The 23,830-nt window shown below is 69.1% G+C and carries 23 protein-coding genes and 1 pseudogene; 14 read left to right on the top strand and 10 right to left on the bottom strand.

What is annotated here, in order from left to right; all coding sequences use genetic code 11:
• Window positions 1–435: 435 nt before the first annotated feature.
• Both ACFVM3_RS23900 and ACFVM3_RS23895 read left to right on the top strand, forming a co-directional pair.
• On the top strand, window positions 436–933 hold the full coding sequence (locus ACFVM3_RS23900) for a hypothetical protein (protein ID WP_378441858.1): 498 nt from the start codon (window positions 436–438) through the stop codon (window positions 931–933).
• Between the two features lie 37 nt (window positions 934–970).
• Window positions 971–1,123 (top strand): hypothetical protein, encoded by a 153-nt coding sequence (locus tag ACFVM3_RS23895; protein WP_378441857.1) that lies wholly within the window; start codon window positions 971–973, stop codon window positions 1,121–1,123.
• On the opposite strand, the pseudogene ACFVM3_RS23890 reads toward ACFVM3_RS23895, so the two are convergent.
• A pseudogene (locus ACFVM3_RS23890) lies at window positions 1,078–1,203 on the bottom strand (helix-turn-helix domain-containing protein); the annotation flags it as partial. The gene ACFVM3_RS23895 and the pseudogene ACFVM3_RS23890 sit on opposite strands and share 46 nt — an antisense overlap.
• 111 nt (window positions 1,204–1,314) lie before the next feature.
• Between ACFVM3_RS23890 and ACFVM3_RS23885 the strand changes: the two are divergent.
• On the top strand, window positions 1,315–2,070 hold the full coding sequence (locus ACFVM3_RS23885) for a DUF3152 domain-containing protein (protein ID WP_378441855.1): 756 nt from the start codon (window positions 1,315–1,317) through the stop codon (window positions 2,068–2,070).
• 158 nt (window positions 2,071–2,228) lie between these two features.
• Here the strand turns inward: ACFVM3_RS23885 and ACFVM3_RS23880 are convergent, their stop codons facing one another.
• The 4 genes from ACFVM3_RS23880 to ACFVM3_RS23865 form a co-directional block, all read right to left on the bottom strand.
• Window positions 2,229–3,284 (bottom strand): chitinase, encoded by a 1,056-nt coding sequence (locus ACFVM3_RS23880; protein ID WP_378441853.1) that lies wholly within the window; start codon window positions 3,282–3,284, stop codon window positions 2,229–2,231.
• 204 nt (window positions 3,285–3,488) lie between these two features.
• Complete coding sequence (locus ACFVM3_RS23875) at window positions 3,489–5,078, bottom strand: M28 family peptidase (RefSeq protein ID WP_378441851.1); 1,590 nt, start codon at window positions 5,076–5,078, stop codon at window positions 3,489–3,491.
• A gap of 87 nt (window positions 5,079–5,165) precedes the next feature.
• A complete protein-coding gene (locus ACFVM3_RS23870) occupies window positions 5,166–7,433 on the bottom strand; it encodes a M4 family metallopeptidase (protein WP_378441849.1) in 2,268 nt (755 codons plus the stop codon).
• 276 nt (window positions 7,434–7,709) lie between these two features.
• Window positions 7,710–9,023, bottom strand: a complete 1,314-nt coding sequence (locus ACFVM3_RS23865; protein WP_378441847.1) for a tetratricopeptide repeat protein — start codon at window positions 9,021–9,023, stop codon at window positions 7,710–7,712.
• Window positions 9,024–9,174: 151 nt separating this feature from the next.
• Between ACFVM3_RS23865 and ACFVM3_RS23860 the strand changes: the two genes are divergently transcribed.
• From ACFVM3_RS23860 to ACFVM3_RS23850, 3 genes are all read left to right on the top strand, one after another.
• Entirely contained in the window at window positions 9,175–11,037 is a 1,863-nt protein-coding gene (locus ACFVM3_RS23860) for a glycoside hydrolase family 9 protein (protein WP_378441916.1), read from the top strand.
• 112 nt (window positions 11,038–11,149) lie between these two features.
• Complete coding sequence (locus tag ACFVM3_RS23855; RefSeq protein ID WP_126736377.1) at window positions 11,150–11,935, top strand: TIGR00730 family Rossman fold protein; 786 nt, start codon at window positions 11,150–11,152, stop codon at window positions 11,933–11,935.
• A complete protein-coding gene (locus ACFVM3_RS23850; protein WP_378441914.1) occupies window positions 11,935–12,513 on the top strand; it encodes a TIGR00730 family Rossman fold protein in 579 nt (192 codons plus the stop codon). Before ACFVM3_RS23855 ends, ACFVM3_RS23850 begins: the two co-directional genes overlap by 1 nt.
• Window positions 12,514–13,085: 572 nt before the next feature.
• On the opposite strand, the gene ACFVM3_RS23845 is transcribed toward ACFVM3_RS23850, so the two are convergent.
• Entirely contained in the window at window positions 13,086–13,760 is a 675-nt protein-coding gene (locus ACFVM3_RS23845) for a lysophospholipid acyltransferase family protein (protein WP_378441845.1), read from the bottom strand.
• Between the two features lie 51 nt (window positions 13,761–13,811).
• Here ACFVM3_RS23845 and ACFVM3_RS23840 point away from each other — a divergent pair, with 51 nt between their 5' ends.
• Window positions 13,812–14,717 carry a glucosyl-3-phosphoglycerate synthase gene (locus tag ACFVM3_RS23840; RefSeq protein WP_378441843.1) on the top strand — a complete coding sequence of 302 codons (906 nt, stop codon included), beginning with the start codon at window positions 13,812–13,814 and terminating at the stop codon, window positions 14,715–14,717.
• Here ACFVM3_RS23840 and cydC read toward each other — a convergent pair.
• The 4 genes from cydC to ACFVM3_RS23820 are packed head-to-tail and all read right to left on the bottom strand — an operon-like array spanning window position 14,703 to window position 19,996.
• A complete protein-coding gene (gene cydC, locus ACFVM3_RS23835) occupies window positions 14,703–16,256 on the bottom strand; it encodes a thiol reductant ABC exporter subunit CydC (RefSeq protein ID WP_378441841.1) in 1,554 nt (517 codons plus the stop codon). The genes ACFVM3_RS23840 and cydC overlap by 15 nt on opposite strands.
• Window positions 16,253–17,812, bottom strand: a complete 1,560-nt coding sequence (gene cydD / locus ACFVM3_RS23830; RefSeq protein WP_378441839.1) for a thiol reductant ABC exporter subunit CydD — start codon at window positions 17,810–17,812, stop codon at window positions 16,253–16,255. The genes cydC and cydD overlap by 4 nt, the downstream gene beginning before the upstream one ends.
• Before the next feature lie 9 nt (window positions 17,813–17,821).
• A complete protein-coding gene (locus ACFVM3_RS23825; RefSeq protein ID WP_378441837.1) occupies window positions 17,822–18,814 on the bottom strand; it encodes a cytochrome d ubiquinol oxidase subunit II in 993 nt (330 codons plus the stop codon).
• 3 nt (window positions 18,815–18,817) lie between these two features.
• Window positions 18,818–19,996: a cytochrome ubiquinol oxidase subunit I gene (locus tag ACFVM3_RS23820; protein ID WP_378441835.1), complete on the bottom strand. Its 1,179-nt coding sequence runs from the start codon at window positions 19,994–19,996 to the stop codon at window positions 18,818–18,820.
• A 140-nt stretch (window positions 19,997–20,136) separates the two neighbouring features.
• Here ACFVM3_RS23820 and ACFVM3_RS23815 point away from each other — a divergent pair, with 140 nt between their 5' ends.
• The 7 genes from ACFVM3_RS23815 to ACFVM3_RS23785 are packed head-to-tail and all read left to right on the top strand — an operon-like array spanning window position 20,137 to window position 23,789.
• Window positions 20,137–20,463, top strand: coding sequence for a helix-turn-helix transcriptional regulator (locus tag ACFVM3_RS23815; protein WP_005155407.1), 327 nt, complete (start codon window positions 20,137–20,139; stop codon window positions 20,461–20,463).
• Window positions 20,460–21,125 (top strand): permease prefix domain 1-containing protein, encoded by a 666-nt coding sequence (locus ACFVM3_RS23810; RefSeq protein WP_378441833.1) that lies wholly within the window; start codon window positions 20,460–20,462, stop codon window positions 21,123–21,125. Before ACFVM3_RS23815 ends, ACFVM3_RS23810 begins: the two co-directional genes overlap by 4 nt.
• Entirely contained in the window at window positions 21,122–21,772 is a 651-nt protein-coding gene (locus ACFVM3_RS23805; RefSeq protein ID WP_378441831.1) for a permease prefix domain 1-containing protein, read from the top strand. The genes ACFVM3_RS23810 and ACFVM3_RS23805 overlap by 4 nt, the downstream gene beginning before the upstream one ends.
• Entirely contained in the window at window positions 21,769–22,440 is a 672-nt protein-coding gene (locus tag ACFVM3_RS23800; protein ID WP_378441829.1) for a permease prefix domain 1-containing protein, read from the top strand. The genes ACFVM3_RS23805 and ACFVM3_RS23800 overlap by 4 nt, the downstream gene beginning before the upstream one ends.
• A complete protein-coding gene (locus ACFVM3_RS23795; RefSeq protein WP_340684462.1) occupies window positions 22,437–22,739 on the top strand; it encodes a DivIVA domain-containing protein in 303 nt (100 codons plus the stop codon). Before ACFVM3_RS23800 ends, ACFVM3_RS23795 begins: the two co-directional genes overlap by 4 nt.
• Window positions 22,736–23,185, top strand: coding sequence for an SRPBCC family protein (locus ACFVM3_RS23790; protein ID WP_378441827.1), 450 nt, complete (start codon window positions 22,736–22,738; stop codon window positions 23,183–23,185). Before ACFVM3_RS23795 ends, ACFVM3_RS23790 begins: the two co-directional genes overlap by 4 nt.
• A complete protein-coding gene (locus ACFVM3_RS23785) occupies window positions 23,178–23,789 on the top strand; it encodes a DNA-3-methyladenine glycosylase I (RefSeq protein ID WP_378441825.1) in 612 nt (203 codons plus the stop codon). Before ACFVM3_RS23790 ends, ACFVM3_RS23785 begins: the two co-directional genes overlap by 8 nt.
• Window positions 23,790–23,830 lie beyond the last annotated feature (41 nt).

The raw sequence follows: 23,830 nt of genomic DNA, 5'->3' as shown, positions 1-23,830 counted from the left end.
GTAGGTCCGCGGCCTCTTCGAAGCGCCCCTGATCGCGAAGGAGCTCTCCCGCTTTGTCGATCGAAGCGGCCAAGACGCCGCGAGTGTCGTGGAGGACGGTACGTCGATGGCGTGCGCGAAGCGTGCTTCGGCTGCTTCGAGGTCTCCACGGGCCAAGGCCAATGAGCCCTGCTGGAACGTGAGTGAAGCGGACAGCGGCGAGTCCTCCGGGATGGCTTCGGCTGCTTCGGACAGTAGCGCGGCGGCGTCGTCGAGACGACCGAATTCACGGCAGACGTCGGCGAGTTCCAGCGTGACGAGGTGATCGGGTGCGGCCGCGCGTGACGCGCGAAGGTCCGCGAGGGCGCCTTCGAGGTCGTCGGCACGCCGGTACAGCGCCCGCGCGAACAGGCATCGGGCCAGCACCGGCCGCAGGGCGCGTTCGTGGAGCAGGTCGTGCAGCGCCGACACGGCGGCGACGGCGTCGGCCAGCCGTCCTTCGCCGAGGTAGGACTCGGCCAGCCGCCGCTGGTTCTCGGTGAGTTCGGCCAGGATCTCCTCGCCGCCGCGAGCGAGCCGAAGTGCCTCTCCCGCGTGATGCGCGGCCAGGGCGTTCTCGCCGAGGCGGAGCTGCCCGTCGGCGAGGTACGCGTGCAGGGTCAGGAGCAGCACCGGATGCGGATGCCGGTCGAGGCTCGCGTCGAGCGCCGTCCGGAGCAGGTGCATCGCGTGATGCGGCTCGTCCCGCTCGATCAGGACGTTCGCCCGCAGCGCTGCGGCCAGTTCGCGGTACGGCGGGATGTCGTCGGCGAGCGCGGCTTCGGCGGCGGCCACCGACCGTGCCCTGGCATCGCCCCCGGTGAGCCGCGCGAGCCACAGCCAGGCGAGCCCGGCCCGGCGGTCGCGGCCGATCTTCTCGGCCCGCCGGGCCAGCCGCCGCATCTTCGGCGCTGACCCGTTGCCCGCCAGGAAGTCCGCCGCGGCGGCCGCGATGTCCAGATCGAGCCGGACGTCGTCGCGGGGCGACGTCATGCCGAGCAGTTCGCCGGTGTCCACGCCGAGTCGCGCGGCGAAATGGCGTATCGCGTCACCGGAGGGTGTCCGCGCGCCCGTCTCGACGGACGAGACGTACGCGGCGGTGTAGTGCGGCTCGGCGAGTTCGCGCTGGGTGAGGCCGCGTTCGGCGCGGAGCCGCCGTAGGCGTCCGCCGACCTCCTCACCCATGACCGAGAACGATACGGGCGGGCGTGCCGAAAGGTTGCGCGCGCGGTGCCGCAACCTCTCCAGGCGCCTGCTCGTACTCCTGGATGTGACCGAAGAACTCCGGGAGGGCCGATGACCGCGCGCCGGGTCCTGGCTCTCGTCGTGTGCGCCTTGGTGGTGGCCGGCTGCGAAGCACATTCGGTGGCTCCTCCCGCGGTGACACCGGTCGTCGTTCCCTCGACGACGTCTTCCTCGGCCCCGAAACCCGTGCTGGCACCGCCGTCCGCCGAAATCACCTTCCCGCGGGCGGGATCCGGCCGGTGGCTGTTCCCGCTCGGCGAAGGCTCGGTCGCCGGGCAGACCGGGAGGCTGCTGCGGTACCGCCTCGCCGTCGAAGCCGACATCACGGGCGTGAGCGTCGACGCCTTCACCAAGGCGGTCGAGCTCACTTTGGGGGATCCGCGCGGCTGGACCGCCGGCGGGCGATGGCGGTTGCAGCGGGTCGGCCCGGACGGTCCGGCCGACTTCACGATCCACCTCGCCACGCCGGGGACGCGGGACGTGCTGTGCGGCAGGCCGGACGGCTACACCTCGTGCCGCAACAGGAACAACGTCGTGCTCAACGTCGCGCGCTGGGCGAACGGCGTGCCCGGTTACGGCGCGCCCCTGACGGTCTATCGGCAGTACATGGTCACGCACGAGGTCGGGCACCGGCTCGGGCGCGGTCACGAGCGGTGTCCCGTGCCGGGCGCGCTCGCGCCGGTGATGCAGCAGCAGACGCTCGGCCTGCACGGCTGCGCCCCGAACCCCTGGCCCTATCCCGACGGGACGCAGTACTCCGGGCCTTCGGGGGAGTACGACGATCCGATCCCGCGCGGCGAATCGTGAGTTACGCCCTCAATCACGCGAGTTCCGCCTCTGATCACGCGAGTTCGCCGGTTCCGCACGGCGAGCCCGCGTGACCGAACTCGTAACTCGCGTGATCAGACGGCGAACTCGCGTGATTGAAGGCGTAACTCGCGTGATCAGACGGACGACACGAGGGGTCAGCGGCCCTGGAGGGATTTTACGTTCTGGCCGAAGGTCCAGTTCCGCGAACCGTCCCAGTTGATCGACCAGGTCATGAGGCCCTTGAGTGCCGGGATGCTGCGGTACGCCTGGGAAACCAGGCTCGGCGACATGTAGCCGCCGCCGGCGCCGGCCTGCGCGGGCAGGCCAGGGGCCTGCTTGTCGTACGGGACGCGGATCGTCTGGCCCTGGATCACCAGACCTTTGTCGAGGCAGTTGGTCTGCGCGACGAAGCCCTGGACCGTGCCGGCCTGGTACGAATCGCCGGAGCAGCCGTACATGCTTCCGTTGTAGTACTGCATGTTCAGCCACCACAGCCTGCCGTTGTCCGCGTACTTCTTGATGATCGGCAGGTACGCGCCCCAGATCGAGCCGTAGACGACGCTGCCGCCGGTGACGTACGCGGTCTCGGGCGCCATGGTGAGCCCGAAGTTCGGCGGCATCGCGGCGAGGACGCCGTCGATGATGCGGATGAGGTTCTTCTGCGACGCGGACAGCGTGCTGATGTTCCCGCTGCCGACGAGGCCGGTTTCGATGTCGATGTCGATTCCGTCGAAGTTGTACTTCTTCAGGATCGGCACGATGGTCGCGACGAATTTGTCCGCCACGGCGGCCGAATTGAGGTCGATCCCCGCGGTGGCGCCGCCGATCGACATCAGGATCGTCGCGCCCGCGTCCTTCGCGGCGCACATTTCGGCCGGGGTCGCGACCTTCACAGTCGCGTCCATCCCGTCCTCCCATTTGACCGTTCCGTCGGACAGGATGACCGGAAAGGCCGCGTTGATCACGTTGTACCCGTTGGCCTTGATCCTGGCGTCGGTGATCGGGATCCAGCCCATCGGCGGATGGACGCCGTTCGACGCGCCGTCCCAGTTCTCCCAATAGCCCTGCAGGACCTTGCCCGCGGGCTTCGATTTGACCGCGCAGACCTCGGCGTCGGGTGACGCCTGCGCCGGGCTCAAGACGACGAGGGTGGTGACGGCGAGTACCGCCGCGCCGGTGATTGCGACCAGCCGAGAGACGCGACCGAACATACCCAGCTCCCATCTCGAAAGCGTTTGAACGAACAGGAAGCGGCCGTTCGGCTCAACATAGGTCGCCGCGCGTGAATGGCGCTACCGACGATCGGGTGGTCTAGACCAGATATCGAAGAGTTGTCCGAAAATGTCCCTCACGCGCGAAGGGCCATCCCACGAGGCCGGGTGTCCTCGTGCGATGGCCCTTCGCCATTCGGGTGGTCAGACGGTGATGGTCCAGCTGTCGAGCGTGCCGGTGTCCTGCGCGTAGGCGTCGTAGAGCACGAGCGTCCAAGTGCCGGAAGCGGCCTCGTTGGTCACGGGGACCGAGTACGTCCTGGTGCCGAGATCCGTGCAGGGCAGGGAACCGGTGGGCTTGACCGAGTACGTGCTGCCGTCCGGAGCCTTCAGGCTGATCCGGAGGTCCTCGGAGCAGGTGTGCGTCCCGGTGATCGACACCTTCACCGGCGAGGTCGCCGCACCCGTCGCGCTGGAGGTGATCGGGCTGTTGACCGTCGCGTAGTCGTTCAGCGCGAAGTCGGTGCCGTTGGTGAACGTGCGCACGCTGACGTCGCCGACGGTGAGCGTGTATTGCGCCGTGCGGTCCACCGAGGTCCCGTCACCGGTCACCGTGATCGTGCTGGTGCCGTTGGGGGTGCTCGCCGACGTCGCGATGGTGAGCGTCGAGGAGCCGCCGGACTGCACCGAAGCGGGGTTGAACGTCGCGGTCGCCCCGGCGGGAAGACCGCTGGCGCTCAGTGAAACCGCTTGCGCCGCACCGGAAGTCGTCGCGGTGTTGACCGTGACGGTCGTCGACTGTCCCGCTTGGACGGTACCGGACGACGGCGAGAGACCGAGCGAGAAGTCGGGACCCGTCGACGTGCCGACGGCGAGCTTCCAGAGCGCGTACGCGATCGCGTCACTGTTCTTCTCCAGCGGGGTGTCCGGGATGTTCGACAGCGTGTCACACGCGCGGTGGTAGCAGCTGTCGAACGGCCGTCCGGCGGTGCCGCCCCATTTCTGTTGCTGCGCCGCGCTCTTCGTGTATCCGGCGCCGGTCGCGAGACCGCCGACCGGGATGCCCGCGCTCTTGAACGACGCGTGGTCCGAACGGCCGTCGCCCTCGGTGTCGCCCTCGGTCTGGATACCGATCGTCCGGAAGTACTCGTCGAACACGGCCTTGACCGAGGCGACGTCGTCGTAGACGAAGTAGCCCCAGTTGTCGGAGCCGATCATGTCGAAGTTCAGGTAGGTCTTGATCTTCGTGCGTTCGGTCTGTGGCAGGCTGTTGACGTAGAACCTGGAGCCGCGGAGGCCGGACTCCTCGTCGGCCCACCAGCCGAAACGGACCCGCTTCGCCATCGCCGGGTTCTCGCGGGCCAGGGTCAGCGCGACTTCGAGAATCGAGGCCGAACCCGAGCCGTTGTCGTTGATGCCGGGCCCGGCGCTGACACTGTCGAGATGCGCGCCGAGCATGATGACCTGGTTGGCGTCACCCTGCGGCCATTCCGCGATGATGTTCTGGTTCGAACCCGCGCAGCTCGTGCAGGACTGCAACGTGACGTTGTAGCCGGCGTCGCGCAGCTTCTGTGCCACGTAGGACACCGACGCCGGGTAGCCCGGCCGTCCGGCGGCGCGGTTGCCGCCGTTCTGGTTGGCGATGGTCTGCAACGCGCTCAGGTGCGCCTTGACGTTGGCGAGCGAGATGTCCGGTGCGGCGGCGGCCGTGACCGCTTGCGCGGGCGCCGTGACGACACCCAAGACGGCGGCCATGCCGACGACGGCCGCTCCTAGTCGCTTTCCCCACTTCATGCCGGGGTTTTCCTTTCTGGGTAATGGTCCGTGAAGGCCTCCTTCCCTACGCCGAAGGCAGGGAAGGAGGCCTTCACGGAACGGGAATCAAACGGTGATGGACCAGCTGGAAAGCGTGCCGGTGTCCTGCGCGTAGGCGTCGTAGACCACGAGGGTCCAGGTGCCCGCCGCGACTTCGTTGGTCACGTTCACCGAGTAGTTCCGGGTGCCCAGATCGGTGCAGGGCAGGGAACCGGTGGGTTTGACCGAGTACGTGCTGCCGTCGGGGGCCCGCAGGCTGATGCGGAGGTCCTCGGAACAGGTGTGCGTCCCGGTGACCGTCACCTTCACCGGCGAGACCGCGTTGCCGGTGGCGGTCGAGGTGATCGGGCTGTTCACCGTGCCGTAGTCGTTCAACGCGTAGTCGGTGTCGTTGGTGTAGGTGCGCACGTCGCCGCCGGTGCCGACGGTCAGCTTGTACTGCGCGGTGTGCGTGCCGCTCGCCGCGGTGCCGGTCACCGTGATGGTGCTGGTGCCGTCAGGGGTGCTCGCCGACGTCGCGATGGTGAGCGTCGAGGAGGCGCCGGACTGCACCGAAGCGGGGTTGAACGTCGCGGTCGCCCCGGCGGGGAGGCCGCTGGCGCTCAGCGAAACCGTCTGCGCCGCACCGTTGGTGGTCGCGGTGTTCACCGTGACCGTGGCCGACTCGCCCGGTTTGACCGAACCCGCCGCCGGGGTGACGCCGACCGAGAAGTCGTCACCCTGCGGGGTGCACGAGGTCGGTTCACCGGTCGCCGCGGGAACGCTGATGGCGTTCCAAGCCGCCTTGGTGGTGTTGAACTCGGTGCACGAACCCGGGTACAGCGCGAGCGCCGCTTCCAGGGTGGCCTTGCGGGCCGCCCGGTGGTTCCAGCTGGAGGTCTTCTTCAGCAGGCCGTTGTAGAAGATCTTCGCGGCCTTCTGGATGCCGATCCCGGTGATCGAGGTGTTGTTGCAGGTCGGGCTGGCCGGCTTGCCGACCGGCGCGGTGCCCTCGGCCAGCAGGTAGAACCAGTGGTTCTGCGGGCCCGCGGCGGCGTGCACCTCGGTGTTCGGGATGGACGACGAGTAGCAGTCGGGGTTGCCGGAGATCCGGCTCGGCTGGTTCATGTAGCGGATCGGGCCGCGGCCGACCAGGTTCACACCCTCGCCGACGTCGTAGTCGGGGACGTCTTTGGCGTTGTTGGCGTAGTGCTCGGTGACGGCACCGAAGATGTCACCGGTGGACTCGTTGAGCCCGCCGTTCTCGTTGCCGCTGCCCGCGCCGCCCGGCGTGGTCTGGAAGATGGCGTGGCCGTACTCGTGCGCGACGACGTCCATCGGGGTGGCCTGGCGCTGGCTGTCCGAGGAGCGGCCGTAGGTGGTCGAGGAGCCGTTCCAGTAGGCGTTGGCCTGGTTGAGGCCGACGTAGGCGGGGAAGCCGCCGCCGCTGCCGTTGATGCCGTTGCGGCCGAGCCATTCGCCCAGCATCTTCCACTCGGTCTGCACACCGAAGAGCGCGTCGACGCAGGCGGTCTCCAGGTCGGTGCCGGAACCGTTGCCCCAGTTGTCGTCCGGTCCGCTGTAGGGCGAGCCGTTCTGGCGGGCGCAGCTGATGTTGGTGCGCTGCGGGTCGCGCATCGTGTACGTGCCGCCGGAGTTCGTCGTGTCGATGGTGACGTTGCCGGCGTAGTAGCTGTTCCCGGCACCCAGCGTGCTGACCTCGTTCGAGGTCGCCTTCGGTGCGGCGGCGGGGAAGTTGGACATCTTGACGTCGTCACGGGTTTCGAGCACCGCGCCGGTGACGCCGTCCACGAAGACGTGCAGGTTGCTCGGGTTCGCCGCCTTGGTCCCGGCCACGACGACCTCGTAGGCGAGCTTGGGGGAGTTCCCCGCCAGCACGACGAGCTTCGGCGCGACCACACTGTCTACTTTGGACATCTGGCCGCGGGCGACCTCGGTGGCCTTGGCCGCGGAGATCTTGGCCTTGGTGTCGACCGAGATCGCCGCGGTCTCGGCGGCGCTGGTGCCACGGACGCGCCCGGCGCCGTCGGCGACGACCACCGCGTCCCCGCCGACGACCGGCAGGCCGCGGTAGGTCCGTTCGTATGCGGCGTAGAAAAGTCCTCCGCCACCGGGGGTCAGCCCGACGCGGCGGAAGTCCTCCTGCGCCCCCTTCCGCAACTGGTCTACACCGGTCGCGGCGGCTCGGTCGGCCGCGCTAGCGGCCACGGCGTCGGGGCTCGCGGGCTGGATGGTGGCGGTGGTCGCGTTCGCCGGGGTCACCGGGAACGTCATGCTCAGGGCAAGGCCGGCGACGGCCGCCAACCCTGTTCTGAGCCCTCGCTGAACGGTCATGTGAACCTTCCATGGGCAGGACCGTGTACCCGTCCGGCCTTCAGGCGCGGCGGGGAATTCGACCTGGCGGGCGCACGGCGGGGACGGGGAGCGTGCCCATTCGGATAACTGGAGTTATCCCGATGGACACGTCCGAGTAAAGGAGCCGGTCGCAAGGTGCGTCAATGGGCCGGATGGCGTAGCGGAGCGGGTGAAGATCGACATGCAGGGAATGAAATGCCTGTGTAGTAAGAGTTTTCCCGCGATACGCGATATATGGCGACTTTCGTATGGTCTTCAGCCGGTCGGCCCGAAATCGGACATAGCGGCCGCGCGTACGCCGCGACGATAGGCCTCGGCGGCCTTTTCGATTAATCCGCGGGCGCGCAACGTGTCGCCCAAATGCAGTGAGGTGGCGACGAGTGCGCCGCGCAGTTCGGACTTTTCCTGTGCGGTGGCCGCTTCTTCGAGTAGCGCGGTCGCCTCGGGCAAGTCGCCGCGCGCGCGGGCGATGAGTCCCAGTAGCCGGAGTACCTCGGCCCTGGCCTCGATGTCGGGGGATCGATCCAGAAGCGGGCGGATCCCTTCGGCGAGTTCGGCGGCCTCGTCGAGTTTTCCTTGGCGGCGGCGGACGTCGGCCAGCTCTATGGTCGCGCCGAGTACGCCTTCCCGCGATCCCGCCTTGGCAAGGAGATCGCGGGCAAGTCGCAGTTCGGCGTGTGCCTCGTCGAGTTTGCCCAGCCGTCGCCACAGGAAGCCGCGCGCCCAGCGGCACCGGGCGGCGTCGCGGTCGTAGCCGAGGGAAGTGAACAGGCGCAGTGCCCGCGAAAGGTCCTTCTCCGCACGGTCGGCCAGGCCGATCTCCTGCCACAGTTGCGCGGCCTGCCGGTGATAGCGCGCGGCGATGTCCGCGTGGCGAGCGGCCGGAAGGACGCGACGGCCTTCCTCGGCGGCCCGGCGGGCCCGGCGGAGCGCGCCCATTTCGATCAGCGGATGGATCAACGCGGTCACCAGCGCGAGTTCCGCGTCGGGATCGCTCGTGCCGGGGGCGCGGAGATCGGCGAGCGCGTTCTCCACGAGCGCGACCGACGCGCCCAGGTCGCCCGAAAGCGCGCGGCAGGCGGCGAGGCGGTTGACGATCATCGCGCGCAGCCGGGGCGACGCGGCGTCGGCGAGTTCCATGGCGTGCGCGAATCCCTTGTCCGCCAACGAGATGTCGTAGCGCTGCCACTGGACTTCGCCGAGATGGAAGCGTGCGTGGCATTGGACGTCCGGCAACCGGTATTCCGCCGCTCGGCGTTCCACTCGCGTGAACTCGCGCTCGGCGGCTTCGAGTCCGCCCTTCTGCAACTCGCGGTAGGCGGTCTCCAGGGCGTCGGTGAGTTCTTCGGCGGCACCGGGTGGCCGGTCGAAGCGGAGTTCGTCGGTGGTGAGGCCGAGCCGTCGCGCGAGGTGGGAGAGCACGTCGTCCGAGGGCAGACGGCGGCCGGACTCGACCTTGGCGAGGAAACCGCGGTCGTAGCGCGGCTCGGCGAGCTCACGCTGAGTCAGCCCGCGTGCCCGGCGCAACCGCCGGATCCGCGCGCCGAGTGGTTCTGCCCCTGGCGGCATCGATCCACGGTAGACGATTACCCGCCGACAACAGTCGGATCCGGTGACTTCCGACCGGCGAAACGGACATATTGACTGGTGGCGTTCCGGGCGCTAGCGTCTTGCGCAATAAAAAGGAAACTTTCTTAACTAATCCATGAGCGGGGCGCCGATGATGGTGAGTTCCTGGTCCCGGACGGTGGCCGCGGTTTCGGCACTGGTCCTCGGGGGTTTGACGGTTCCGGCGGTTTCGGCCGCGGCGGCGGTCCAAGGTGAGGTGCGGGTCGATCAGGTCGGCTACGGCATCACCGAGACCAAGCACGCCTATCTCCTGTCCAGCGCGCCGGGTGCGTTCTCGGTGATCGACGAACGCGGCCGGACCGTCCATCGTGGACGGACCGGGCAGTCGCTCGGCGCGTGGAACGCGAAGTACCCGGCGGTGTATCAGCTCGACCTGTCCAAGGTCTGGATGCCGGGCAAGTACCGGATCGAGGTCACCGGCGAGACCAAGGCGACGTCGCCGACGTTCCGGGTGGACACGAAGGACCGGCTCTTCACGCCGCTCGTCCGTGCCACCAACGAGTTCTTCCAGGCGCAGCGCGACGGTGACGACATCATCCCCGGCCGTCTCGACCGCAAACCCTCGCATCTGGCCGACAAACAGGCCACGGTCTACGAATGGCCGTCGTTCGGCGGCGAATTCGGCGACGAGATCACCGAACCGCTGAAGCCGGCGGGCGGGCCGATCGACGTCGAGGGCGGCTGGGTCGACGCGGGCGACTTCGTCAAGTTCACGTCGAACACGGCGTACTCGCTGGCGGAGCTGGGATACGTGCTCCGCGAGGACTACGACCGGGCGCTGGCCAAGGAGGTCAAGCTCGGCCTCGACTGGCTCGACAAGATGTGGGACGAGAAGAGCAAGACGCTCTACGCCCAGGTCGGGATCGGCACGGGCAGCGACAAGTTCGGCTTCCTCGGCGACCACGACGTCTGGCGGAACCCGCACGACGACGACCCGCTCGACGTGAAGCCGGGTGATCCCAAGTACTTCGTGAAGCACCGGCCGGTCTTCCCCGCGAACCCCGGCGGATCGGGGCTCAGCCCGAACCTCGCCGGCCGGGTCGCCGCCGCCTTCGCGCTCGGCGCCCAGGTCGAGGCGAAGCGGAACCCCGCGCTGGCAAGGGAATACCTCGCCGAGGCCTCGTCGGTCTTCGCGCAGGCCAAGACCGAGAACGTCGGCGAACTGGTCACCGCGTTCCCGCACGCGTACTACCCGGAGTCGTCCTGGCGGGACGACATGGAACTCGGCGCGACGCAGCTGGCACTGGCGGCCAAGGCCCTGCGTGACCCGCGGTCCGCCGAATGGACGCGGCAGGCGGCGCGCTGGGCGAAGGCCTACATCGACCTCGAAGAGAAGAGCACGCTCAACCTGTACGACACCAGCGCGCTGGCGCACGCCGAACTGGCGAAGCTCCTGCGGCACGGTGTCCCGGGTGCCGCGTTGGGTCCGAAGGAACTGATCGGCGACCTCCGGCGTCAGCTCGACGAAGGTGTCGCGAGCGCGGCTCAGAGTCCTTTCCGGACCGCTGTCTCGGTGAAGGAGTTCGACGCGGCCAGCAAGAGCTTCGGGTTCGCCGCGACCGAGCGGCTGTACGCGGACCTGACCGGTGATCGCCGGTACGCGGCGTTCGGCTCACAGCAGCGGAACTTCACCCTCGGCGCGAACGCCTGGGGCATCTCGCTGGTCGTCGGTGTCGGCACCACGTACCCGCGGTGCCCGCACCACCAGGCGGCGAACCTCGCCGGCGAGGAGAAGCTGCTCTACGGCGCCGTCGTGAACGGTCCCAACGGGGCGGAGAACTTCGAGCACATGGAGCTCCCGCCGGGTTCGAAGGACTGCAGGAAGCCCTTCGAAGCCTTCGACACCCCCGAGTCCCGCTACGCCGACGACCTCGCGTCGTGGCCGAGCAACGAGCCCGCCATCGACTTCACCTCGACGGCCATGCTCGCGTTCGCGCTGACCGGCCGTTCCTGAGGCGTGCACGCGGGGCCCGCTCGACGGCGGGCCCCGCGTTCGCGTATCCGACAACTCCTGTTCGCGGCGATGCCGCCGCTCCGGACGGTGACGACGTCGTAGGCTTGGCGGGGTGAGTGAGACAAGCGAGTTCCCCGACGGCCAGTACCCGGAACGTCCGATCGAGCGCCACAAGGGCCCGGTCGTGCTGCGGCGGGATCGCCGTGACCAGGGCAGCACCACCGACCAGCGCCTGCTGGACTCGCGGGGTCCGAGCGACTGGGTGCACACCGACCCGTGGCGCGTGCTGCGGATCCAGGCGGAGTTCGTCGAGGGCTTCGGCGCGCTGGCCGAGGTGCCGCGCGCGGTGACGGTGTTCGGTTCGGCGCGGACGAAGCGGGACCACCCGGAGTACGAACTCGGCCGGAAGATCGGCGGCGCGCTCGCGAACGCGGGCTTCGCGGTGATGACCGGCGGCGGCCCCGGCGCGATGGAAGCGGTGAACCGCGGCGCCAACGAGGCCGGCGGCTTCTCGGTCGGCCTCGGCATCGAGCTGCCGTTCGAGCAGGGGCTGAACCCGTGGGTCGACCTCGGCGTCAACTTCCGGTACTTCTTCGCGCGCAAGACCATGTTCATCAAGTACTCGCAGGCGTTCATCTGCCTGCCCGGCGGCTTCGGCACGCTCGACGAGCTGTTCGAGGCGCTCACCCTGGTGCAGACGAAGAAGGTCACGAAGTTCCCGGTCGTGCTGTTCGGCAGCGACTACTGGGGCGGCCTGTACGACTGGATCGCCAAGACGCTGCTCGCCGAGGGCAAGATCGGCGAGAAGGACCTCGACCTGCTGCACGTCACCGACGACATCGACGACGCCGTGCGTGTCGTCCAGGAGTCGTACCAGGCATGGGAGGACACCCACTGATGGCGGCGCCGCGCCGGGTCTGCGTCTTCTGCGGCTCTTCGATGGGCTTCGATCCGCGGTATGCGGACGAAGCTCGCGCCTTGGGCACCCTGCTGGCCTCGAGGGGCATCGGGCTTGTCTACGGCGGAGCGTCGGTCGGGACCATGGGCGTCGTCGCGGACGCCGCGTTGGCCGCGGGCGGCGAGGTGATCGGCGTGATCCCGGAGGCGCTGGGCAGCGTCGAGATCGCGCACGCCGGCCTGACCGAACTGCACGTCGTCGCCGACATGCACCAGCGGAAGGCGAAGATGGCGGCGCTGTCCGACGGCTTCCTCGCGCTGCCCGGCGGCGCGGGCACGTTGGAGGAGCTGTTCGAGGTGTGGACGTGGGCGCAGCTCGGGCTGCACGAGAAGCCGATCGGGCTGGTCGACGTCGGCGGGTACTACGCGCCGCTGCTGAAGTTCGCCGACCACATGGTGTCGGAGGGCTTCCTGTCGGCGGGGTACCGGGACATGCTGTCGATCGACTCGGACGCTTCGGTGCTTCTGGACGGCTTCGCGGCCTACGTGCCTCCGCCTCGGCCTAAGTGGGCCAAGTAGGGCTTGGGGCTGGTCTCCTTGGTACATGAAGGCCCCCTTCATTGCGCCTAGCGCCGTGAAGGGGGCCTTCATGTACTTGGGCCGCCGCGAAGGGCGAGTTTCTCCGGCTGAGCCGAGGGAAGGGGCCTTCACGCGCGCTGCTTGTGACTTGTGGGGTCACTGGTGCGCTTGAGGTGACCGGCCAAGTCCGTGAAGGACCTCTTGAGGGACCCAGGGCACTTCACCCAGCCAGCTCCACGCGCCCGGAACGCTCCAAAAGTCCCTTTGGTCCCCAAAGCCCCACTCGCGCGTGCAATGAAAGGCTCTTTCCTTGCAAATTTTGCAAGGAAAGAGCCTTTCATTGCAGCGGCGAGGCAGGGGACCCGACCAGCGGGGAGCAAGGGACCTTTGCTATCACCCGGGGGTAGGGACGCTGAGTGACCTAATTCCCCACGCCCCTCACTCCGCGTAGCGGCGTCTACCGACTGTGTGGATTTTGGGACGTCAGATGTCCCGAAACCCACACAGTCACCGCGCCGGCCTGCGAAAAGGGAGCAAGGGACCTTTGCTACCACCCCAGCCAGGCAAGACCGTCAGGCAGCGCTCTGATCAGGCCGTTTGTGGTACGAGTCGACGTACTCCTGCCCCGAAAGCTCCAGGATCGCGTACATGATCTCGTCGGTCACCGAGCGCCGGATCGCGGGCGACGAGTCCTGCCCCTCGTACCGCGAGAAGTCCAGCGGCGAACCGTAGGTGACGGTGATCTTCGCCCGCCGCGGGATCCGCTTCCCGGCGGGCTGCAGGTTTTCGGTCCCCGAAAGCGCGACGGGCACGACCTTCGCGCCGGTCGCCAGCGCCAGCGCCGCGACACCGGTGTGGCCGCGGTGCAGCCGCCCGTCCAATGAGCGGGTGCCTTCGGGGTAGATCGCGAAAGCGCCGCCCGCGTCGAGCACCTTCCGCGCCGCTTCCAGCGCGGCGAGACCGGCCTGCGCGTTGCCGCGTTCGACCGGGACGTAGCCGAGGCCGCCCAGGAAACCGGCCATCAGTTTGCCCTTGAGCCCGCGGCCGGTGAAGTACTCCGCCTTGCCGAGGAACTTGACCTGCCGCATCGCCGTGAAAGTGATCACGCCGGTGTCCAGCGCCGCCCGGTGGTTGGGTGCCAGCAGCACCGGCCCGGTGGCGGGAATGTTCTCCACGCCGCGGATCTCGGGGCGGTACAGCGCCCTGACCAGCGGGCCGAGCACGAATCGGACGAGTAGCGGTAGCAAGGTTCCTCCATCGACAGGGTGTCGGACTCCAGCATGGCACGATCACTACTCATGAGTTGGTTCGAGCGGCGTACGTGGCAGAACCCCGGCTGGACGGTCGATGACATCGTCGCTGCGAAGGGTGACCGGACGGTTTCGGTCGTGCTACCGGCACTCGACGAAGAGGACACCGTCGCCGAGGTCGTCGGGACGGTCCGGCCGTTGCTGGGCACGGTCGTCGACGAGCTGATCGTGATGGACTCCGGGTCCACCGACGCCACCGCCGAGCTCGCCGCCCGCGCCGGCGCGCGCGTGGTGCACCGCGAGGACGTGCTCCCCGACCTGCCGCCGGTGCCGGGCAAGGGCGAGGTGCTGTGGCGGTCGCTGGCCGCGACGACCGGGGACGTCGTCGTGTTCCTCGACTCCGACCTCGTCGACCCGGATCCGGCGTTCGTGCCGACTCTGCTCGGCCCCCTGCTCTGCGAAGAGGGCGTCCACCTGGTCAAGGGGTTCTACCGGCGGCCGCTGCGGCTGGAGAGCAGCGGTGGCGGCCGGGTCACCGAGTTGCTGGCGCGACCGGTCCTGTCGGCGCTGCGCCCGTCGCTCTCGGGGCTCATCCAGCCTTTGGGTGGCGAGTACGCCGCGACGCGCGAGTTCCTGGAGTCAGTGCCCTTCGCGGCCGGGTACGGCGTCGAGATCGGGCTCATTCTCGACGCCGAAGCGCGCTACGGCCTTGAAGGGCTCGCACAGGTCAACCTCGGCGTACGCAAGCATCGCAACCGTTCGCTGCTTCAGCTGGGTGTGATGGCGCGCCAGATCCTCGGGACGGCGCTCGCGCGCTGCGGCATCAAGTCGGACGACCCGGCCCAGCTCACCCAGTTCGCGCAAGTAGGTGACGAATGGCTGCCGGAGGTCGCCGAGGTGTCGGTGAGTGACCGGCCGCCGATGCGGGACGTACGCGGTTTAACCGAGTCGTAGGACCTCGTCGAACCCGGCCACCTGCGACTCACGATGCGTCACCAGGACGACGGTCCCGCGCGCGGCGGCGAGCACATCGGCCAGGACGGCGTCGCCGTGTTCCGGATCCAGCCCTTCGACGGGTTCGTCCAGAACGAGGACCGGCGGCGCCGAGAGCACTGCTCTCGCCAGGATGAGTCGCTGGCGCTGCCCGCCGGACAACGCGTCGCCGTCGGAGCCGACTTCGCGATTCAGCGGCAGGTCGAAACCGGCCGTGGCGCACGCGTCGAGCAGTTCGGCGTCGGTGGCGCCGGGCTTCGCGAGCAGTAGGTTCTCCCGGACCGTCGTGTGGAAGACATGCGCGTCCGCGAGCGCGCCCGAAATCACCGACGGCAGCAGCGTCGGATCGTAGGTCTCCAGCGGTTTCCCGTTCAGCAGAGCGCGCCCGGACGTCGGCGCCACGGAACCCAGCAGCACGTTCAGCAACGTCGTCTTCCCGGCTCCGCTCGGTCCCACGATCCCGACGCGCCTGCCCGGCGGAAGGTCGAGGTCGACGCCGTCCAGCGCCGGGGCCCTGCCCTCGAACCGAACGCCGACCCCTTCGAGCCGCAGATGCCCCGGCTCGGGCACCACGGTGCCGCGCGCGGGCGGCGGTTCCGTCAGCAGCGCGCGCACCCGCTCGGCCGACACGCGGACCTCGACCCAGCGCTGGGCGGCCGCGGTCAGCGGGAGGACCAGCTCGAACACGGCCAGCGCGCCCAGCGCGAGGGCCGCGGTCAGCGGCGGCGAAACCCCGGCGGTCAGGGCGATCGCGACGCAGGTCAGCAGCTGGACGAGGATCCCGGCCGCGGTCAACAGGCTCGTGCGGTTCGCCGTCGCGCGGTCCCTTGAAGCGAGGGCCTCGACGGCGGTGTGGGCGGCGTCCACAGTGGACTCGTGCACACCGTAGGCGATCAGCTCCCGCCGCCCGGTGATCAACTCGACCGTCCGTTCGGCGAGGTCCGCGCGGGCCGGAGCGCTCTTCTCCGCCGCCGCGCGGGTGATCCGCACGCACAGCCACGGCAACCCGATTCCGGCGACGACGAGCCCGAGTGCCAGCACGAGCCCGGCGGCCGGGCTGGCGATCAGCGCGACCGTCGTCGAGACCGCGCCGACGAAAGCGGCGACACCGGCGGGCAGCAGGCACCGCAGGATCGCATCCTGTACGGCGTCCACATCGGACACCAGCCGCGTGACGAGATCACCACCGGAATGCCGGGAGGTGCGGTGCGGCAGCAACGACGTGTACACCCGCGTCCGCAAGGCACCGAGATACCGCAGGACGACCTCGTGTCCGGCCAGCCGTTCCGCGTAGCGCAATCCGCCGCGCGCCAGTGCCAGCGTCCGGACGGCGACGATCGCCACGGTGAGCGACGCCAGCGGCGGCTGTTCGGCCGCTTTCAGCAGCAGCCAAGCGGCGGTGGCCATCAAGGCCAGCCCGGCGATTTCCGCCCCGGCCCCGATCAGCCCGGCACGGACCAGCCGCACCACGTCCTTTGTGGACACACCCCAGACGTTCACACCAGTTCCCGTTCTCGTACGGCGCCCTCGTGGACTTCGAGGACGCGGGTGGCCAGCGCCGCCATCGCGGGCCGGTGGGCCACGAGCACCGCGGTCCGGCCGGTGAGCAGTTCACGGGTCGCGCCGAGCACGGCGGCTTCGGTCTCCGCGTCGAGCCTGGCGGTCGGCTCGTCGAGCAGCGCGAGCCCCGCCTCCGTACGGGCCAGCGCCCTGGCGAGGCCGAGCCGTTGCCGCTGCCCGGCCGAAAGTGGCGCGCCCAGTTCGCCGATCCTGGTGCGGTAGCCGTCGGGCAACCCGCGCACGACCTCGTCGAACGCGGCGGCGCGCGCCGCCGCCTGGACGTCCGGCACCTGGCCCATGGCGATGTTCTCCTCGACGGTCCCGGTGAACAACGTCGGCCGCTGCGGCACCCACGCCGCGCTCGCCCGCCACGTCAGAGGATCCAGCTCACGCAGATCGACGCCGTCGACGAGGACCCGGCCGGACGTCGGCGTCACGAAACCCAGCAGGACCGCCAGCAGCGTGCTCTTCCCGGAGCCGCTGGGCCCGACGAGCGCGACATGCTCGCCCGCCTCGATCGCCATGTCCACTTCGGACAGTACGGTCTCGTCGCCGTACGCGACGCTCACCTTCTCCAACACGATCCGCGGCGCACCGCCGCGGGCCACCCGCGAACCCCGAACCACGTCCTCCGAGCGCACGGCCAGCGCCTCTCGCAGCGTGGCGAGCCCTTCCGCGCTGGCATGGAACTTCGCCCCGGCCGCCCGCAGCGGCAGGTACGCCTCGGGCGCGAGCAGCAGGACCAGCACCGCCGTGTGCACGACCATGCCGCCTTCAAGCAGTCGGAATCCGATCGGCACCGCGACCAGCGCCACCGACAGCGTCGCCACCAGTTCCAGCACCAGCGCGGACAGGAACGCGACCCGCAGCGTGCGCATCGTCGCGTCGGTGTGCGCGTCCGCCATCGCCCGCACCGTGTTCGCCTGCGCCTCCGCGCGGCCGAACACCTTGAGCGTGCCGAGCCCGCGCACGACGTCGAGGAAATGCCCGCCCAGCTTGGAAAGCAGCGACCACTGCTTGGCGGTCTTAGCCTTCGTGTGCTGTCCGACCAGGATCGCGAACACCGGGATCAGCGGCAGCGTCGCGAGGATGATCAGCGCCGACGACAGATCGGCGGCGAACAGTCGGACGAGCACCGCGACCGGCACGATCGCCGACAGCACCACCGTCGGCAGATAACCGGTCAGGTAGGCGTCGCCCGCGTCGATCCCCTTGGTCACCAGGGTCGCGACCTCGCCGGGCTTCTCCGCGTCCGCGCCGAGAAGCCGTTTGCGCAGCCCGGCCTTGACCGTCGCCGCGAACCGGCCACCGACGGAGCCCTGGACGCCCGCGAGCAACGCCCGTGCCGCGATGGCGGCCACGAGCGTCCAGGTCACGCCGCCGCCGGTGAGCAGCGTCGCGAGGCCGTCAGCCTGGACGAGGATCGCCGCGGCGGTCAGTGTTCCGAGGACGGCCAGTACGCCGAAATGGCGTCGCAGCCCGGGAAGGGGAGGCATTTCGAACTCCTAGAAGTGCAGCAGGGAACGCTGGTCGACCCGGTTGTCGTGCCTGCGCCACGTCACCCACTGCACGGCGGCGATCGCCACGAGCGCGGGAGGCAGGACGAAGGTGAGCAGGCTGAGCATCTCGGTACTGGTGGCCGCTTCCGTCAGGCTCAACGAAAAGCCTCCGTCCACAGAGGACACCAGTGCGTCGGGCAGGCGCGCGGTCCCGACGGCCAGCACCGGCGAGGCGGACAGCGTCATCGTGGCGATCAGCGCCGTCTTGTGCCGTCCGGTGCGCAAGGCCGCGGCCGCGACGCCCAGCGCAGCGAACGCCAGCACGATCGCGGGCAGCGCGGACCACGAAACGGTGGTCTCGAAGGCGCCCCAGCCGACCGCCACGACCAGGAACGCGAGCGCCGGCGCGAGCAGCGCCTTGGCGATCCGGTTCGCGCGGGCGGTGAGGTCGGCGGGCGCCCGCACGGCGAGGAAAGCCGCGCCCTGCAAGGCGAACAGTGCGACGAACCCCGCGCCCCAGAGCAACGCGTACGGGCTGAACACCGCGAGGACGTCGCCGCTCGGCTTCCCGGCCGCGTCGAGCGGGAGCCCGAGGACGAGATTGCCGAGGAACACACCCCAGGACACCGCCGTCACCCAGGCGCCGACGGTGATCGCCAGCGTCCAGGCGCCGCGGCCCGCGTCCGGCCGCCTGCTGCGCAGCTGCACCGCCGCGGTGAACGTGACCAGTCCGAGCAGCAAGGTCACCACCGGGATGTACGCCCCGGCGAACACTTTTCCTTCCAGATGCGGGAAAGCGCCGAACAGGACACCGACCGCGGCCACCAGCCACACCTCGTTGGCCAGGAAGAACGGGCCGAAGGCGCCGAGCACGCGCCGCCGCCCCGCCTCGTCACGGCCCAGCCTGCCGAGCAGCATGCCGACGCCGTAGTCGTAGCCCGCCAGCGCGAAATAGCCGGCGGTCAGGAAACCGAGCACGCACCACCAGAGGATCACCATCGGTCAGACTCCGCTCAGGACGGGAATTTCGGCACGGGGCGGGGCCGCCTCTTCGACGGGTTCCGGGCCGCGTTTCGCGACCCGCGACATCAGCACCCAGTCGGCGATCGCGAGCACCAGGAACAACAGCGTGAAAGCGATGAAGGAGAACAAGATCTGTCCCGCCGGGATCGCCGCGACGGCGTCGGCGGTGGTCAGGTGCCCGCGGATCAGCCACGGCTGGCGGCCGATCTCCCGCACCAGCCAGCCGAGGATCGCCGCGATGAACGGCAGCGGGATGGCCAGCACCATCACGTACAGCAGCGGCCGGACCTTGGTGATCCAGTTCCGGAAGAGCAGCAGCGTGCCGAGGATCGAGGCGAGGAAGGCGATGAACCCGATCTGGATCATGAAGCCCAGCGAGGCGCCGACGACGGGATCCGCTCCTTCCAGCTTGCCGGGGTGGTACTCCCCGAGCGGGCCGAACTGGGCGAAGCCGAAGCCGATCACCATCGTGCTGCCGACGAGCGAGGCGAGTACACCGATCCGCATCGAGCGCCGGAAGAACTCGATCTCCTTGGTGCGCTTGGTGAAGTGGTACGCGCTGACACCGACCACGAAGAAGCCGCCGGTCAGCAGCGCCGCGCTCAACACGTGCGGCAGCGAGGCCGTCAGCGCCGGGTTGGTGAACAGCGCACCGAAGTCGTCGAGTTTCAGCACGCCGTTCTCGGCGTGCGTGCCGACCGGGTTCTGCAGGAACGAGTTGGCCACCATGATGAACAGCGCCGAGGCGTACGCGGTCAGCGTGACCAGCCAGATCAGCGTCAGGTGGATCCATTTGTTCAGCCGCCCCCAGCCGAAGATCCACAGACCGAGGAAGGTCGATTCGGCGAAGAAGGCCACCAGCGTCTCGATGGCCAGCGGTGCGCCGAACACGTCGCCCGCGACCGCGGACAGGCCGGTCCAGGTGAGCCCGAACTGGAATTCCATCACGATTCCGGTGACGATTCCCAGCGCGTAATTGATCACGTAAAGCCTGCCCCAGAAACGAGTCATCCGCGCGAGTTCCGGCTTGCCGCCGAACGCGGAGCGTGTCTGCATCACCGCGACGAGTGTCACGAGCCCCAGTGTGAGCAGCACGAACAGGAAGTGGAACGAGGTCGTCGTCGCGAACTGGAGTCTCGCGATCGGGAGTGCGTCCATGTCGAGGCACTGTATACGTAGGCTGGCTACATGTAGCCACTAAATCTATGAAATCGGGGTGATCTCGGGGACATTCCCTGAGGCCGCTCCGGGAATGTCCCGGCTACCCTGGTCTGCGGCGATGTGTAGACTGTCTATCTATGAAGGCCGACAGTCTGCGCGGGCACCTCGACGCGCTGCTCCTCGCCGTCCTCGACGGCCGGAAGCTGCACGGGTACGCCATCATCGAGGCGCTCCAGCTCCGCAGTGACGGCGCGCTCGACCTGCCGACGGGCACCGTCTACCCGGCGCTTCGCCGCTTGGAGCGTGCCGGATTCCTCGCCAGCGAATGGGATGTCGTCTCCGGCCGCAAACGTCGTACGTACAAGCTCACCCGCTCCGGGCAGAAGGCCTTGGCGGCGGAGCGAGCGGAGTGGCAGGAGTTCACCACCGTGATCGGTGGTGTCCTCGGGGGGAGCACGGCATGAGCGCGATCGAGGCCTACATCGGCGACCTGGGCAGACGGTTGCACGGGTCGGCGAGGGCGAAGACCGATCTGCTCACCGAGGCCAGGGACGGTCTGGTCGACGCGGCCGAGGCGTATCGCGAGGGTGGTATCGACGAGGCGGAAGCCGAACGCCGTGCCGTCGCCGACTTCGGCCCGGCCGCCGTGATCGCGCGCGACTATCAGGCCGAGCTGGCGTTGCGCGGCGACATCGGCACGTTGTGGAAGGTCATCGTCGGTGTCCCGCTGATCCAGGTGACCTGGGAGCTGGCGCGGATCTGGACCTATGGCGACTGGAGCCGCTCGGGGAAGCCGAACCCGGAGTGGTACACGGCCGTCATCGAAGTCTTCGGCGTCCTGGTCCTCGTTCCGGCCGTGATCGGAGCGGTTTCGCTTTTCGGAGCGCGGCGGCTGGGGCGCAGGCTCGACAGCGTGAGCCTCGGGAAGCTGACCCGGTGGACGGTGGGCGCCGCGGCGGGCACGAACCTGCTGGCGCTGCTGCTGCTCACCGTGAGCACCACGGTCCTCGATCCGTCGAGGATGAACGTGAGCCTCGTGTGCAACCTGGTGGCGCTCGGCTGGGTCGCCTTCAGTTTCTGGCTGCTCTCACCGGCTTTCCGGCCCCGGCCCGCGCTCGCCGCATGAACGCGATCGAGGCCTACATCGGAGAGCTGGAGGGCCGGTTGTCCGGGCCGTGCTCGGCGAAAGCCGATCTGCTCACCGAGGCGAGGGACGGTCTGGTCGACGCGGCCGACGCCTACCGCGCGGGCGGTGTCGACGAGGCGGAAGCCGAACGCCGGGCCGTCGCGGACTTCGGTCCCGCGGACCTGATCGCCCGCGACTACCAAACGGAACTGGGACTGCGGCGCGACATTCGCGTGCTGTGGGAGCTGATCGCCGGTGTCCCGCTGCTGATCCTCGCCTGGGATCTGGCTCGGGCCTTCGCCGACTGGTCGCGGCTCGATGCGACGCCGTCCTGGTACCACCGCGCGATCGGCGTGGCCGACACGCTGGCGGCGCTGTCCCCGGCCGTCGCGGTCGCCGGGCTGCTCGCGGCACGGCTGCTCTCGCGGCGGATGGCCGGCCCGCCGGTCGCGCGTGCGATTTCGTGGACGCTGGCCGCGGCGGTGGGCTTGAACCTGGTCGCGGTCGCGACGTACGGCGGAGCGACCGGACTGCTGGAGCCCGCCCGCATGCTCGTCAGCGTGCCGTGCGCGGTCCTGTCCGGAACCTGGATCCTGTTCAGCATGCGGCTCACGGTCGCCGCGCGGAGTTGGAGAACCACGGCATGACGGTGATCGAGGCCTATCTCGGGGAGCTGCGCTCGCGGTTGGACGGCCCGGCGTCGGCGAAGCGGGATCTGCTGCGCGAGGCGCGTGACGGGCTCAACGACGCGGCGGACGCGTACCGGGACGGCGGCTGGAGCGAACACGAGGCGCAGCGGCGCGCCGTCGCCGATTTCGGGCCGGTGCACCTGATCGCCAGGGACTACCAGGCCGAACTGGGTATGCACAGCGGCATCCGGACCCTGTGGAAACTGATCCTCGGTGTGCCGCTGATGCAGCTCGCCTGGGAGTTCGCCCGCAAGTGGACCTTCGGCGACTGGTCGCAGCTCGCGCCGACGCCGGGTTGGTACAAGTACATCGCCCAGTTCACCCACGGTTCGGTCTTCATCGTGCCGGTGCTGGGCGTGCTCGCCCTCGTCTCCATGCGCTGGCTGTCCCGGCGGATGGACGGCACCCGGCTGGTCAAGACCGCCGGCGTGCTGATCGGCGAGGCCGTCGGGCTGAACCTGCTTTCGGTGGCGCTGCTGGTGATCGCCACCGGGTTCCTCGACGCGTCGAGACTGTTCCTGTCCGTACCGTGCGGGATCCTCATGGTGCTCTGGGTGGTGGTCAGCGTGCGACTCGCGTTGCTGGCGCGACGATCGTGGCGTTCGTGTGCCACGATCGTGGCGTGACGACCGCCCTGATCTATCTCGTAGTCATGCTGCTGGTGGCCGCCGTGGTGTTTCTGCTGGCCGCCGTGGTGTTCGGCAGGGGTGAGGAACTGGCCCCGCTGCCGCCCGGCAGCTCGCCGACCAGGCTGCCCGCCGAGGACATCACGGCCGAGGACGTCCACGCCGTCCGCTTCCAGATGGTGCTGCGCGGCTACAAGATGTCCGAAGTGGACTGGGTGATGCGGCGGCTCGGCGTCGAGATCGAAGAGCTGCGCGCCAAGGTGGCCGAACTGGAGGCCGAGCGCGAGGGCGCCAGGTGACCGATGTCGTCGTCTCCGTCGACGTCGCGGTACCGGCCGGGACGGCTTGGCTCGCCCTGACGGATTGGGAACACCAGGGCGAATGGATGCTCGGCACCGAGGTCGAGGTCGTCGAAGGCAACGGGCGTAGCGTGGGCTCGAAACTGTCGGCGTTCACCGGCGTGGCCGGGATCGGCTTCACCGACACCATGGAGATCACCGGCTGGGAACCGCCGCTGCGCTGCGTCGTGCGGCATACCGGCAAGATCGTGCGGGGCACCGGGGTGTTCCAGGTGATCGAAAAGGGGCCGCACGCGTCGACGTTCGTCTGGGCGGAGCATCTACGGCCGCCGTTCGGCGTCGTCGGGCGGCTCGGCTGGCCGGTCGCGAAGCCGGGCTTCGAACTGGGACTGCGGCTGTGCCTGCAGAGATTCGTGAAGTACGCGGAGGGGTATCGGGTTGGCTGAGGCGGGTCTGCTGGGCGCGGACGGGATCAAGCGGTGCTCGTGGGGTAACTCGGCCCCGGACTACGTCGAGTACCACGACACCGAATGGGGTGTCCCGCTCCACGGCGACGAAGAACTGTACGAGCGTCTGTGCCTGGAGTCGTTCCAGTCCGGGCTTTCGTGGATCACCATCCTGCGGAAACGCGAGTCGTTCCGGAAGGCGTTCAAGAAGTTCAAGCCCAAGAAGGTCGCCGCCTTCACCGACGAAGACGTCGCCCGTCTCATGGAAGACGCCTCGATCGTGCGGAACCGGGCCAAGATCCTGGCGGCGATCACCAACGCGCGGGCGATCGAGGAACTCGACGGTTCGCTGGACGACCTGCTGTGGTCGTTCGCGCCCGATTCGCAGGTCCGGCCCGCGACGATGGCGGACGTCCCGGCGATCACCGACGAGTCGAAGGCGATGGCGAAGGAACTCAAGAAGCGCGGCTTCGTGTTCCTCGGGCCGACGACCTGTTACGCACTGATGCAGGCGACGGGGATGGTCGACGACCACGTGGCGGAGTGCTTCCGGGCCCGGTCGTGGGGGGGGGGTGGGGGGGCGCCGGAAGGGCGAACAGGTTAGAGAAACGCCGGGGGGGGGGGCCCGCGACCCAAAAACCCCCG

Origin of the sequence: Amycolatopsis sp. NPDC057786 (assembly GCF_042797905.1) — a bacterium.
Taxonomy (GTDB): Bacteria; Actinomycetota; Actinomycetes; order Mycobacteriales; family Pseudonocardiaceae; genus Amycolatopsis.
This window is presented reverse-complemented; position numbering and strand designations above follow the sequence as displayed.